Below are 13,084 nucleotides of genomic sequence, written 5' to 3' on the forward strand. Positions count from 1 at the left end.
CAAAACCCTTTTTTAGTGCCGATTGTAACCGATTAGGCCTCTAGCGTGATTGATTTTCGTCAAGATCGTTGATCCGGACAATAATGCCGTTAAGGCGGTCTTTAAAATAGATCTCCCCTTTCCCCCGTCGGTAGATAATATCCATTTCATCGTCGCGGACAAACTGGAAAAGTCTTCCGTCGCACATCTCCTCTTTCCCTTTCCCGCCGAAAATATCGTGGCCGAGGAGAACGCGTTTCATCGTATCGGCCGGGTAATCGGGGTAGAGATACTCCTTGACGAATCGCTCTTCGCTCATGCACCCCGCACTGACGCACACCTCACCGTCGATGCGGATCTTTTCGACCGCGACCCCGGCGGCAAAAAGTTCGAGTTCGACGCGCTCCCCGTCGCTTCGGAGGTATCCGGTGTCGGCGAATTTGAGTTTTGGGGTTTTGAGGGTAATCATTTTCGGTTCGCTGCGGGTGTAGTGTTGTTTCGTGGCACAGCCGCCGATCATCACGACGGTAAGACTAGCCCATAGGATAGAGAATTTTCGCATGCACCTCATCCAGTTTTTGAAGTATATCGCTGCCGAGCGTCACCTCCATCGCGGCGAGGGAAGCGTCCATCTGTGCCGCCGACGTGGCCCCGATGATCGTGGAGGCGACGAAATCGAACTGCTTGCTCCACGCGATCGCCATCGTGACGGGGTGAATCCCCGCTTCGGCGGCGATGCGGAGGTACTCCTGGGTCGACGCGAGCGTTTTGTCGTTCAAAAACCGCGCGGCCATCAGCCGCTGGCGCTTGTTGGGGGATTTGACATAGTCGCTGAACCGCCCTGCGGTGCCCGGATTTTGGTTGTACTTTCCGCTGAGCACCCCTCCTCCCAGCGGCGAATAGGGGAGCAGCGAAATTTTCTCCTCCCGGCACAGCGCGGCGATCTCGGTCAGGTCGCGACGGTTGAGGAGGGAAAAATTGTTCTGGATCGATTCGAACCGGGCGAGTTTTTCGTATCTGGAAACCATCAGCGATTTCATCGTCCCGCGCGCGGTATCGTTGGAGGTTCCGACGTAGCGTACCTTTCCGCTTTGCACGAGAGCATCAAACGCCCGCATCGTCTCTTCGATCGGAACCACCGTATCGGGCCAGTGCATCTGGTAAAGGTCGATGTAGTCGGTCCCCAGCCGCTTGAGCGATCCCTCGACGGCCCGTTCGATGTGGAAGCGGTCGCAGGCGGTAAGGCCGTGGCGGATCGGGGGGACGAACCATCCCGATGCGGCTCCCGCTACCTTGCTTGCGAGAATGACACTTTCTCTGGGCTTGGTTTTCAGCCACCGTCCCACGATCTCCTCGGTACGCCCGGCGAGTTTTTCGCTCGGCGGAACGGGATACAGTTCGGCGGTATCGAAAAAATTCACCCCCGCTTCGGCCGATATAGCGGTATTCCATGTGACTCCTTTCGCCCTGCATTTCGGAGCGTCCCCTCCGGACTCCCTTTGTATCCTGCAATTGTATCCTACTTGATGCCGCGCCTACCCGATCAATTAATTTTTAGTTATAATAGAACAGAAACGTTTTCAATGGAGGATCACCATGAACGACATTATCCGTGAAGCATACTCGCGATTCGGCGACATTTCCGATCTGCTTCGCTCGGGGAACCCAGGAGGGGAAGAGTATTACGTCCAACTGAGCGAAGCGACGCAGGATGCCTATGTGATTATGAACGAGGGGATGTGCGAAAATACGACCGTCTGCCATGAATGCGCGGCCCACCGCGATTTTTTACAGTCGATGATCGGCATCGTCGAAGACCTTGCATCGGGGGCGCCGCTCTCCAGCACCTATCAGAACGAACTGGAGAAGTACCGCCTCAAAGTCGGCGAAATCCTCAAAAAGATCGAAGGGGCCCTCGTCTCGATGTAACAGGGTGCACAAGGTGCATTCTGCCATATTTTTCCCTTTCTCCCCGTTTTTGAATTACACTTTCCGGTATGAGAATACATATCGATCTGGACTGCTTCTTTGTCTCTGCCGAACGGACCCTCGACGCTGCGTTAAACGCTCAGCCGGTCGCGATCGGGGGGCGCGGAGACCCGTATATCTTCTCGGGTGAGAATTCGAACCAGGAACTGCTGATCGACAACGGCGGCGCCTTTGTCGGCGCATTTTTTCATCGCTACCAGGGAGACGACCTCCAACAGTACATCGATCCAGACGGGCGCATCCGCGGTATCGTCACCACCGCCAGCTACGAAGCGCGCGCCTTCGGCGTCAAAACCGGAATGAGCCTGCGCGAAGCGCTCGGCCGATGCCCCTCGCTGATCGTCAAAGCCCCCAACATGCGTCTTTATCACCGCCTTTCGCGTGCCCTTCGTGACTTTTTGCAAGAACGAATCCCGCTGGTGGAACAAGCAAGCATCGACGAATTTTACGGCGACCTGGAGGGCTGGGTAGCGGACGAGGATGTCCCCGAATTCACCGATGCACTCCGCCATGCGATCAAAAAACATCTCCGGCTGCCCGTCTCGATCGGAGCCGCCCACTCCAAATACCTTGCGAAACTCGCTACCGACGAAGCCAAACCTTTCGGGTGCAAGACTCTCTTTCCCGACCAGATCGGCCCCTTTACCCGTTCCGTACCGGTCGAAAAATTTCCGGGGCTCGGGAAAAGCATCCAGCGCCGATGCCGCGAATACCGTCTCGAAACCCTCGGTGATCTGCTGCGGGCGGAGTCGCTCGTACGTTCCTGGGGACCGTACGCATCGGCACTGTACGACCGGATCAGCGGAAACGATACGGGGGAGCTGAGTCTGCGCGCACCCCGCAAATCGATCGGCATTTCCCGCACCTTCGATCCGGTAGATGATCGGGACGAACTTCGCCGCCGCGTTTCGATCCTCGCCCGTCATCTCGCCTACGCGGTACAGAAACTCGAAGTCTATCCGACAACCTATACCCTCTCGATCCATTACCTCCACTACCCCAGAACGCACCAAAGCCTCACCGAACCGCGCCTCTTCAGCGAACGGCGTTTCCGAGCTCTGGCGTTGTCCCTTTTTGCGAAAGCCGACCTCCATCCCCTGGGGGCGGTGAACCATCTGGGGCTTTCGGCATCGCATTTCAGCTCCCAGACCCATCGGGTCTTTTCCCTGCTCGATTACGAATCGGACGTCCACGAGCGTTCCCTCGATACCGCCGCCGTATCGATCCGAAATAAATACGGCCTCGACATGCTCCGGTGGGGAAACGAATTCTGTTCCAAAGAGAATTCGCTATAATCCTCTCTACATGGATAAAAAACTCTTTTGCGATTTTTTTCACCGCAATCTTCCCTCCGACATGGAAGAGTGCATTTCGCTTTTTGCCCTTTTCGGAGGACTTGATGAAGCCATCGATACCGACCAAAGCGTCGAAACGCTGCTCGAACGCCACGTTCTCGACCCCTTTGAAACCCATCGCGAAAAACTGATGGAACCGCTGGGGGAAGAAGGGCTGTACGTCCGTTTGCTGCGCGCCATCGCCGTAGGCGACCGCCGCCATCTCTCCGCTTACCGCCGCGCCCGAATCGGCAAAGAAAGAGGAAGCGAGGCATTCGAATACCTCCGCCGTAGCGGTTACCTGACCCTCGAGCGCTCCCGTGAAATCCCCCCCGTTCGCCAACATCCCAAACAAAAATTCAAAAAAGAGATCGAACGCCACAAAATCAGCCACAAACTCCGCTTCGCAACGCCGTTCATCCGTTTCTGGTTTGCTTTCGTCGAGCCGTTTTCAGAAACGATACGCCGCGGAGAGTATGCCCCTTTTTGGGACTATTTCCATCTCCATGCCAACGCTTTTACGGGGTTTACGTTCGAAGAACTCTGCGGGCTCTATATCCGCGAAGTACTGGCCGGGCGGTTTGATGCGGAACTGCTCGATTCGGGAAGCTACTGGGACCGTGAAGTGGAAATCGACCTGTTTTGCGAGACGTACGAAGGGGAGACGTGGATCGGCGAATGCAAATGGACGAATCACAAAGTGAATAAAAAAGAGCTGCGCCATCTGGAAGAGAAATGCGCCCGCCTCTCGCTTGATCCCGATAAAATCTTTCTGTTTGCCAAGCGGGGCTTTTCGAACGAACTGACCCATCTGATCTCCCCGCGTCTGTATCTGTTCGACGCCGAAGAGCTGATGGCGTTAACTCGCCGCCCGTAAAGCGTCGTAGGCTTCCTGAAGAAGCTGAAATTTCTGGGTGTATTTGTTGATCACTTCGGGACTTTGCGTCTGTACCCGGTCGGGATGGTAGCGGCGCGCGAGTTTGCGGTACTGTTTTTTGAGATCGGCGGGTTTCGCCCCGACGGGGAGCTCGAAAATCGCATGGTAGCGGATCATCTTATCGATGCTTTCGCTGCTGAATCCCCACCCCTTGTACTGGCTGTAAAGCCGGCTCATGAATTCGTCGTCGTAACGGTAGTGAATCGCATAGTGGAGCACCTCTCGGCGGTTAAGCGTTTTTTCGAGACGTGCTTTTGCCGCCGCCGTACCCACATCGATGTCGATCTGGGTTGAGGTAGCGTTAATGACGAGGCTGGAGAGCTGCTGCTTGAGATAGCGCATGATCCATCCGTTGGGTGCGGTGAGGGTAAAGCGGACGCGGCTCGAACTGAACGCATAGAGTTCGATTTCGACTTTCTCTTCTTCGCGATAAGGCAGTTCGATCCGTACCGCCGCGGTTTTGCACCGCTTGAGCGAACGGCGGTAAAACGGGCTGGAAAGATCGTTGATCCGGGTAAACTCGTCGCTGAGGGTTTCGAGAAACTCCTCTTTTTTTCCGAGCGAACTCTCGTTGTTGAGCACTAACACCCCGTTATCCAGAAACAACGTATTGTGTATGTGGTGTTCGAAGAATTCTTCCATCCACGGTTGTTCCAGGGTGTTGGCTCCCCCCTGGACGAAGATGGCGTTATTGCGTAAAACGACTCTCACGGAAACCCCCGTTGCAGTAGTATTTGGTTTACTAAAGCAAAAGGAGTTCCACTTTAACGTTTGACAATCTCTCCGTAGCACTCGGGGCGGCGGTCGCGGATCAATCCCCAGTAATGACGGTGTTCCCGGATCGCCGCGGGATCGAACTCACCATAGAGAATCTCCTCTTTATCGCGCGAAGCTTCGGCGACTTTTTCCCCCGTGTGATCGGTGATGAACGAGGAGCCGTAAAACGTCAGCGTGCAGCTCTCCCCCGCTTCGACGCCGATCCGGTTGGCGGCGATGACGGGGACGATGTTGGCGGCGGAGTGTCCCATCTGCACCCGCTGCCAGTGCGATGCCGAATCGACCCCGATTTCGGGCTCGCTGCCGATCGCGGTGGGATAAAAAATCACGTCCGCCCCCATCAGCGTGAGGCTCCGGGCCGTTTCGGGAAACCATTGATCCCAGCAGATCCCGACCCCGACGTTGCCGTAACGGGTATTCCATACCTTGAACCCCGTATCGCCGGGCTCGAAATAAAACTTCTCCTCGTAACCCGGACCGTCGGGGATATGGGTTTTGCGGTAATTTTCCATCACCGTGCCGTCGGCGTCGATCATGACCAGCGAGTTAAAATAATGCTCACCGTCTTGCTCGAAGTAACTGATGGGGAGGACAACTCCCAGCTCTTTGGCGAGGGCGCTGAAACGCGCGATCATCGGATGCCCTTCTCGCGGCCGGGCCCATTCGAAGTATTTTGGATCCATGTCCTTGCAGAAATAATACCCTTCAAACAGCTCGGGCAATAAAATGATCTGCGCGCCGTTTGCGGCGGCTGTACGGACCATTTTTTCGGCTTTGGCCACGTTGGCGCTCTTGTCGGCCCCCATTTGCATCTGTATTGCCGCGACTTTTACCATTGATAGACTCCTGTGCTCTCTAATAGCGAAATTATAGCACCCGAACCTCTCGGTACGCTAACGGAAGGGATCGAAAAGAAAAAAGGAAACGGAGAAAAAAAGGGGGGAAAGCCGAACGGATCTACATCCGGTCTTTGGCTTCGATCCCAAGAAGAGAGAGTCCCGATCTCAGCGACAGGGCGACCACCAGGAACAGCTTGAGAAGCTTCGCTTCCTCGTCGCTTCCGATGATCCGGTTATCGTAATAGAATTTGTGCAGACGACCGGCCAACACTTTGAGGTAATCGGGGAGTTTCTGAACCTGACGCGATTCAAACGCATCCTCGATGATCTCGGGCAGCAGCAGCGCTTCGAACAATAACGCGTCCGCATCGGCGCTGAGATCGTGCAGGTGCGTCGCCATGATCTCTTCCATGCTTTTGTCGCTTTTGGAAATCAGCGTCTGGATACGGGCATGTGCGTACTGGATATAGTAGATCGGGTTCGAACTGTCGGCGCGCTTGAGTTCTTCGACGTCGAATTCAAGCGCCGTATCGCTTTTTTTGCTCGCGAACATGAAACGAAGCGCATCGGCTCCGATCTCCTCGACGACGTCGCTCATGAGGATGACCGTCCCGGCCCGCTTGGACATCTTGAACGGTTCGCCGTCTTTGAGCAGACTGACCATCTGGGCAAGCTGTACCTCCAGCTTCTCGTGGTCGTATCCGAGGAACGTAACCGCCGCTTTGACGCGGGCGATATAGCCGTGGTGATCGGCACCCCAGATGTTGATGTAATGGCCGAACCCGCGTTCAAACTTCTGGTTATGATAAATGATATCCCCTGCCAGATAGGTCGGACGCCCATCTTCACGGACAACGACACGGTCATGGTCATCCCCGAGTGCCGAAGATTTGATAAACGTTTTCCCCTCGCTTTGATAAACCCCGTGGCCCATTTTAGCCATAACGCGATCCCACTCACCGTACAGCGATGCTTCGCTGACAAACGTGTCGAAGTGGACGTTGACAGCGCGAAGGCTATCGACGATCTGTTCGAGAATTTTGTCTTTCGCCCAGAGCGCGAGTTCTTTTTGGCGGCTCTCGTCACGAAGGGCTTCGGGGCCGAATTTCTCTACCGCTTCGTGGGCCAAGAGGCTCATGTACTCGCCGCGGTAATACTTCTCCGGCCATTCGACCTCTTCGCCCAATACCGTCGCACGCCCTTCGAGCTGGAGCGAAACGCCCAGCAGATCGATCTGGTTCCCCGCATCGTTCACGTAATACTCGGCGGTAATATCGTATCCGAGATGGCGCCCAAGACGCAGCAGGGTATCGCCGTACACGGCACCGCGGGCATGTCCGATGTGCAAAGGCCCAGTGGGGTTCGCGCTGACGAATTCGAGGAGGATCGTCCCTTTTTTGTCGGCATTTCCGAATTCGCTGCCGTGGCTCAACGCCCACGAAGCGTACTCGTCGAGAAAATGTTCGGAGAGACGGAAGTTAATGTACCCTTTGACCGATTCAACCGCCGTAAACATCGATTCGTCTCCGAACGATCCGGCAATCTCTTCGGCGATCGCCATCGGCGATTTGCGCAGTTCTTTGGCAAGAGAAAAAGCAATGGGAGTGGCGAAATGGCCGAAAGATCGATCTTTCGGCTTTTCGAGGATGACGTCTGTATTGAATTTATCGCGCAACAGCGCACTGACTCGCTGTTTCAAGGCTTACGCTTGCTTGACTTGGTCTTTGGGAGCTTCTACGCTGGCGGTCGTAGACGTTTCAACTTGCTTGGGGGCTTCGGGAGTGGCGGAAGCGGTAGGAGCGGCAGGCTCTTCTTCTTTCATCTCTTTTTTGAAATTACGGATGCCCTGTCCGATTCCTTTGGCCAGATCGGGGATTTTTTTCGCACCGAACAACAAAATGACAATCCCGAAAATCAGTAATAATTCGGTTCCGCTTGGCATACTCATACGCAGAATTCCTTCTCTCAAAAATTTAGCGTTGTAGTATAACGGCTCATTGCTGTAACCGTCCTTATAAGATTATGCGAACTTATACGCTCTTATCCTTGCGCTTCCCACCTCTGCACGAACTCGTTGATCCGGAGCGTAGGGATCTTCATGCGCGCGGCTTTGGCGATGGACACCAGCACTTCGGCGGCGGTATCGAGATCGTCGTTGACCACCAGGAAATCGTATTCGCTGATCCGCTGCACCTCACGCTTGGCCATCTCGATCCGCTTGGCGATGATCTCGTCGCTGTCGGTAGAGCGGCCGTAAAGACGCCGTTTGAGCTCTTCAAGAGTCGGGGTCGTGATAAAGACCGACGTCGTAATATCGGCCAGCCGGTTCTGCACCGCGTCATGCCCCTGAACGTCGATATCGAAAATGACAAGCTTCCCTTCTTTCAATGCCTGCTTCACCGGTCCCAGGGACGTCCCGTAGTAATTGCCGTGGACCACCGCGTATTCGAGAAACATCTCCTGCTCGACGTCGCGCTTGAACTCCTCTTCGCTCACAAAGTGGTAGTGGACACCGTCGGTCTCTCCCTCGCGCATCGGCCGGGTTGTCGTCGAAATGGAAAAATAGGTAGGCCCGATGTGATCGATGATTTTGGCGATCAGGGAACTTTTCCCCGCCCCGCTGGGGCCGGAGAGGACAAGGATCGCTCCGCTTTCGAGATTCACTTGTCGTTCCCGAAATTGATGTTGATACTGATGTTAAGCCCTTTGAGCGATTTGGCGACCTCTTCGTTGGAGAGTGCCTTGAGCAGTGCCTGCAGTGCTTCAACCCCTTCGGCATGGGTCCCCTCCGTATCCGCCTCTGCTGCCGTGGGTTCTTTCGGCACGAGCGTTTCCGCCTGCAAATTCCCCGAAGCCTCGGCCAGCGCTTCGGCGCCCAATGATGCGAACTCGCTTCCCCCGACGCGGATTTCAGGCTCTTCTTCCACTTCTTCGCCGATCGCCAGCTTCAGCTCCCGCTCATCGAGGGTGTCGAACTCATCGAATCCTCCGCTCCCCGTTCCCTCATCGCCCAGATCGAACTCTTCGAGTACCCCCGCATCGAGCTCCATATCCAGGTCTTCAGGTTCGAGTTCGTCCACCGCTTCTTGAATCTGGAATTCGAGTTCCCCGAACGCATCGTCGTCCATCAGCATTTCGTCGCTTTCGGACAGATCGGGTAGCGTGGCCGCCTCTTCGGACTCTTCGGACAAAAGCCCCGCCTCCGCAAAATCTTCGCCAAAATCAAACGCTTCGTCCTCCTCCAGTGCGGGAAGAAGGTTTTCCGGAACCTCTTCGCCCGCCATCTCCTCAAGGCTATCCTCGAACATCAGCTCCTCATCCGGCGATTCCGGGGCAACCGGCGCTTCTTCCACAGCCACATCGCTCTTGGTTTCGACCGCCGTTTCATCGCTTTCGGCGCCGAGCAACCCTTCCAGATCAAATTCCTCCGCTTCGGAAAGATCGGTTTTTTCACTTTCGACGAGCCCTTCGAAATCGAACGCATCGTCTTCGATTTCAGGTTTTTCGGGTACGCCGAAATCGTCGATCCCCTTGACCGTGATTTCGTCCTCTTCGATCAGTGCGTCACTTTCGGCCGCTTCGAGCAACCCCTGGACTTCCTGGACTTCTTCGCTGTCGAGCACGGCGGTTTTGGGTGCTTCGTCGTCGTTAAACCCTTCCAGATCGTCAAGCGTAAAGTCATCGCCCGCCGCATCAAGATCATGGTCCAGAAATCCTTCGTCGTCATGGTCGATTTCAGCCAGGGTTTCTTGAAGGTCGATCGCATAGGGGTCTTCTTGCGCTGGGGCGGAAGGAGCCGCTTTTGCGGCGACGGCCATGCCTTTGTCGATCTGGATCAGCGTTTCGACCAGGTCGGTCGGCAAAAAGGGTTTGTTGATCACGTTGTCGAATCCGGCCGGTACGATATTGCCGCGTGTCGCCATAAAGAGGGCGCTTTTATAGGCGATACGTTCTTTAAGCGCCCCAAAAACCTCTTCACTGTACAACGCGTCGTCGATTACGAGCAAATCGTATTCGGTCCCGGAGACTTCGTCGGGGGATGCGGCGACACTCAGATCGTCTTTCGTTTTCTGTGCGCTCAGAGACACCAGTTTCTGGACTACCGGGTTGTCGTTAAAAAGCAAAATAGTCATGATCGATACGGCCCCTTTTCACTTGCTCTTGTTCTGCCAAAAGCTAAATGGTATGATTGTAACTAAAAAAAAATTAAATGATAAAACTTCTGGGATTTCTTTTTCCGTTTGCACTGCTTTTGGGGAACGAAACGTTCTTTCTCCTCCCTGACGACCAAAGCCGCATGCTCGCTTTTCTCTCCGAATCGCTCCGGAAATCGGATGATCCGGTCCTCGTCGCAACGCCGCGTCTGCACCTTCCCGAGCTCAACAAACTGCTTGTCAAAGCGGCTCGCAACGGATCGCGCGTTACATTGCTCCTCTCCGACCCGCAAGGCGACCCTCTCAACCTGATCCAGTACCGGGGAATCGAACTCTTGCTCTACCGCGCACGGCCGATGGAGGGGAGCGTTCTGCTCATCGGGAAGCGCAGCGTCTGCACCTTCCCGATTCCGCTCGTATCGGAAGCCGCAGAAAGTGAAGCCGCGCTCGTACGCTGCAGCGAAGAGGCCTCAGAGGCGCGCAAAGCGCTTATCCCCCTTCTGCGACGTTCGCGTCCCTATCTAGAATAGCTTTTCGAGGAAATTATAGGCGCTTTGGGTCTGCGACGTCACGATGGCCAGCGTTGCGGCAAGGGTCGCCATCAGTACGACGAACGACACCGCGATCTTGATCGGCATCCCGATCACCAGCAGGTTGAACTGCGGCATCGTCTTCATCAGCATACCGAAAATGATGTCGGCGAGAATGGAGAGGGCCGTGATCGGAAACGCGATCATAAAGCCCACGACGAACATATTGAGCGTGGCATGCATGATGTACTGGAACAGCGAAGGGGTAATCATAAATCCCCCCAGGGGGACCTGCGATATCGACGCCGACGCGTAGAGCAAAATCCAGTGGTGCAGGTCGAAAACGAGTAGTATCATCAATGCGAGCAGAGCCAAAAACTGGCTGACGATCGGCATCGACACCCCCGATTGCGGGTCGATCGCCGAGGCAAGCGAAAATCCCATCATAAACGATATCTGCCCGCCGGCGAACGTGACAACGTGGTACGCCAACTGCAGTATCGTCCCGACCACCAGCCCAAAGAGCATCTCACCCAGAATGGCGACGGTAAGGCTCAACGCGTCTGTCGGGATGTTTAGAGGAGGGACGGCACCGAAAAAAAAGACGGTGAAAAAAAAGGCCATTGCCGCTTTGACGCTGATGGGGATATTCATGTGGGAAAAAATGGGAACCGCCATGAATAGAGCGGTAAAACGGGTAAACAACAGCAAAAACGCTATCGTCCTCCCTTCGCTGAACAGCTGCGCCCATTCCATCGCTACACCGCGTCTAGCGTCCCGTTTTGCATCCGGTATACACGGGTGCAGCGACGGGCCAACGCTTCATCGTGGGTCACCAAGACCATCCCCGCATCACGCTTTTGAAGATACTCCTCGAATATCCCCATCACCTCTTCGGCCGTGGCATGATCGAGATTGCCCGTCGGCTCGTCCGCGAAAATGAGGCGCGGTTTTTTGGAGAGGACCCTGGCGATCGATACCCGCTGCTGCTGCCCGCCGGAGAGTTCGGTTACTTTTTGGGTAATGACGCGCTCGATTCCAAGCCGCTCGAGCAGTTGCGGGTCGATCGTCTCGTTTGCCAAAAGGGCCGCGACTTCAAGGTTCTCGTACGCACTGAACCCTTTAAAAAGATAGTGGCTCTGATAAATAAGCCCCAGTTCGTGACGCCGGAGGCGAACCAATTCCGCATCATTGAGTGCGTAAATATCCCGCCCGAACAGTTCCACTCTGCCGCCGTTGGGACGCAGCATCGTCGAAAGGACATGCATCAACGTCGATTTTCCGCTGCCGCTCACCCCGACGATCGCAATCGATTCGCCGCTTTGCAGACCAAGCGATATATCCTCAAACAGCGGATACTCAAATGCATGCGATAAGGATGTGGCGTTTATAAGTGTCATGGAGCAATTATAGGAGAAATTAGATTAAGAAAAAGGAAGGGGTCCCGCCGAAGCGGGCAGAGGATGCGCCCGGAGGCTTATCCCATTTGTGCAGCGACTTCGGCAGCGAAGTCGGTGACTTGTTTTTCGATACCTTCGCCGACTTCATACTTGATGAATTCGACGATCTCGGCAGTACCGCCGTGTTTCGCGGCTTCTTTGGCAACCGCTTCGGCTACCGTCAAAGAGTCGTCCATGACGTATTTCTGGTCAAGAAGCGCCAGCTCTTTGTCCAGCGTCGTGTTGTCGTCAACGAAACGGGCAAGTTTACCCGGGATGATGTTAGCCCAGATTTTCTCCGGTTTTCCCTCTGCGGCGAGTTCGGCTTTGATCGCCTCTTCCGCAGCCGCCATCACTTCGGGAGTGAGTTGTGACATAGAGATATACTGGGGAACGTTTTTAAGCGGTTTTTTCAAACGCGCAAGTTCTTCGTTCTCGGTTTTGATCGCTTCGATACGTCCGATTGTTTCGGCTTCGACGAATGACGCGTCGAAATCTTTGTACGAAAGGACCGAAGGTTTCATCGCCGCAGCGTGCATCGCGATGTTTTTGAGCATCGGAGCCATAAGCTCGGCCGTTTTCTGGCTGTCGCATTTGGCCGCTACGAGAACGCCTACGCGGCCGTTTGAGTGGACGTAGCCGTTCACCGCGCCGTTTTCGCCGGCATTGAGCGTTACGAAACGGCGGGTAACGATTTTTTCACCGATACGGGCGACTTGAGCAGTGAAATACTCCGAAAAAGTCCCGGTTTCGTATGACGACTCGTTCAGCTCTTCAAGAGTGCTGACGCCGGTCGTAAAAATGTGTGCCGCAGTATTGCCGACAAGGGCGATAAAACCGTCGTTTTTCGCGACGAAGTCGGTTTCGGAGTTGATCTCGACGAGCGATGCCGAAGCAAACGTATCGGCGACTTTCAGCCCCAGAAGGCCTTCTGCCGCAACACGGTCCGCTTTTTTGGCCGTTTGAGCCATACCTCGGTCACGGAGCCACTCTTTGGCTTTCTCCATGTCTCCTTCGGATTCGGTCAGAGCCTTTTTACAATCCATCATGGGCGCATCGGTTGCTTCCCGAAGCGCTTTTACCATTGCTGCTGTAATTTCTGCCAT

The 13,084-nt window shown here is 55.0% G+C and carries 14 protein-coding genes and 1 pseudogene; 4 read left to right on the forward strand and 11 right to left on the reverse strand.

The features are described 5' to 3' along the window. Window positions 1–40: 40 nt before the first annotated feature. Window positions 41–541 carry a hypothetical protein gene (locus tag AB1763_01895; GenBank protein MEW5831575.1) on the reverse strand — a complete coding sequence of 167 codons (501 nt, stop codon included), beginning with the start codon at window positions 539–541 and terminating at the stop codon, window positions 41–43. Further along, window positions 513–1,409, reverse strand: a pseudogene (locus AB1763_01900) (aldo/keto reductase). The gene AB1763_01895 and the pseudogene AB1763_01900 overlap by 29 nt, the downstream one beginning before the upstream one ends. Window positions 1,410–1,575: 166 nt before the next feature. On the opposite strand from AB1763_01900, the gene AB1763_01905 reads away from it, so the two are divergent. The 3 genes from AB1763_01905 (at window position 1,576) to AB1763_01915 (ending at window position 4,179) form a co-directional block, all read left to right on the forward strand. After that, complete coding sequence (locus AB1763_01905) at window positions 1,576–1,908, forward strand: hypothetical protein (protein ID MEW5831576.1); 333 nt, start codon at window positions 1,576–1,578, stop codon at window positions 1,906–1,908. 68 nt (window positions 1,909–1,976) lie between these two features. After that, complete coding sequence (locus tag AB1763_01910) at window positions 1,977–3,263, forward strand: DNA polymerase IV (GenBank protein ID MEW5831577.1); 1,287 nt, start codon at window positions 1,977–1,979, stop codon at window positions 3,261–3,263. A 10-nt stretch (window positions 3,264–3,273) separates the two neighbouring features. Then, on the forward strand, window positions 3,274–4,179 hold the full coding sequence (locus tag AB1763_01915) for a DUF234 domain-containing protein (GenBank protein MEW5831578.1): 906 nt from the start codon (window positions 3,274–3,276) through the stop codon (window positions 4,177–4,179). Here the strand turns inward: AB1763_01915 and AB1763_01920 are convergent. The 6 genes from AB1763_01920 to AB1763_01945 all read right to left on the reverse strand — a co-directional run bounded on the left by AB1763_01920 (window position 4,162) and on the right by AB1763_01945 (window position 9,988). Beyond that, window positions 4,162–4,950: a J domain-containing protein gene (locus AB1763_01920; GenBank protein ID MEW5831579.1), complete on the reverse strand. Its 789-nt coding sequence runs from the start codon at window positions 4,948–4,950 to the stop codon at window positions 4,162–4,164. The two genes, AB1763_01915 and AB1763_01920, sit on opposite strands and share 18 nt — an antisense overlap. A gap of 53 nt (window positions 4,951–5,003) precedes the next feature. Beyond that, complete coding sequence (gene aguB, locus AB1763_01925; protein ID MEW5831580.1) at window positions 5,004–5,852, reverse strand: N-carbamoylputrescine amidase; 849 nt, start codon at window positions 5,850–5,852, stop codon at window positions 5,004–5,006. 121 nt (window positions 5,853–5,973) lie between these two features. Beyond that, window positions 5,974–7,554, reverse strand: coding sequence for an arginine--tRNA ligase (gene argS, locus AB1763_01930; protein ID MEW5831581.1), 1,581 nt, complete (start codon window positions 7,552–7,554; stop codon window positions 5,974–5,976). 3 nt (window positions 7,555–7,557) lie between these two features. Continuing rightward, complete coding sequence (locus AB1763_01935) at window positions 7,558–7,803, reverse strand: twin-arginine translocase TatA/TatE family subunit (GenBank protein MEW5831582.1); 246 nt, start codon at window positions 7,801–7,803, stop codon at window positions 7,558–7,560. A 92-nt stretch (window positions 7,804–7,895) separates the two neighbouring features. Next, window positions 7,896–8,519 carry a guanylate kinase gene (gene gmk, locus AB1763_01940; GenBank protein ID MEW5831583.1) on the reverse strand — a complete coding sequence of 208 codons (624 nt, stop codon included), beginning with the start codon at window positions 8,517–8,519 and terminating at the stop codon, window positions 7,896–7,898. Then, window positions 8,516–9,988: a hypothetical protein gene (locus AB1763_01945; protein ID MEW5831584.1), complete on the reverse strand. Its 1,473-nt coding sequence runs from the start codon at window positions 9,986–9,988 to the stop codon at window positions 8,516–8,518. Before AB1763_01945 ends, gmk begins: the two co-directional genes overlap by 4 nt. 77 nt (window positions 9,989–10,065) lie before the next feature. On the opposite strand from AB1763_01945, the gene AB1763_01950 reads away from it, so the two are divergent. Continuing rightward, on the forward strand, window positions 10,066–10,539 hold the full coding sequence (locus tag AB1763_01950; protein MEW5831585.1) for a hypothetical protein: 474 nt from the start codon (window positions 10,066–10,068) through the stop codon (window positions 10,537–10,539). Here AB1763_01950 and fliR read toward each other — a convergent pair. The 3 genes from fliR to tsf all read right to left on the reverse strand — a co-directional run bounded on the left by fliR (window position 10,531) and on the right by tsf (window position 13,084). Continuing rightward, window positions 10,531–11,295, reverse strand: a complete 765-nt coding sequence (fliR, locus tag AB1763_01955; protein ID MEW5831586.1) for a flagellar biosynthetic protein FliR — start codon at window positions 11,293–11,295, stop codon at window positions 10,531–10,533. The genes AB1763_01950 and fliR overlap by 9 nt on opposite strands. Before the next feature lie 2 nt (window positions 11,296–11,297). Then, window positions 11,298–11,939: an ABC transporter ATP-binding protein gene (locus tag AB1763_01960; protein MEW5831587.1), complete on the reverse strand. Its 642-nt coding sequence runs from the start codon at window positions 11,937–11,939 to the stop codon at window positions 11,298–11,300. A gap of 77 nt (window positions 11,940–12,016) precedes the next feature. Next, a complete protein-coding gene (tsf, locus tag AB1763_01965; GenBank protein MEW5831588.1) occupies window positions 12,017–13,084 on the reverse strand; it encodes a translation elongation factor Ts in 1,068 nt (355 codons plus the stop codon).

It is taken from the genome of Campylobacterota bacterium, from assembly GCA_040752835.1.
Lineage (GTDB): Bacteria > Campylobacterota > Campylobacteria > Campylobacterales > Sulfurimonadaceae > Sulfuricurvum.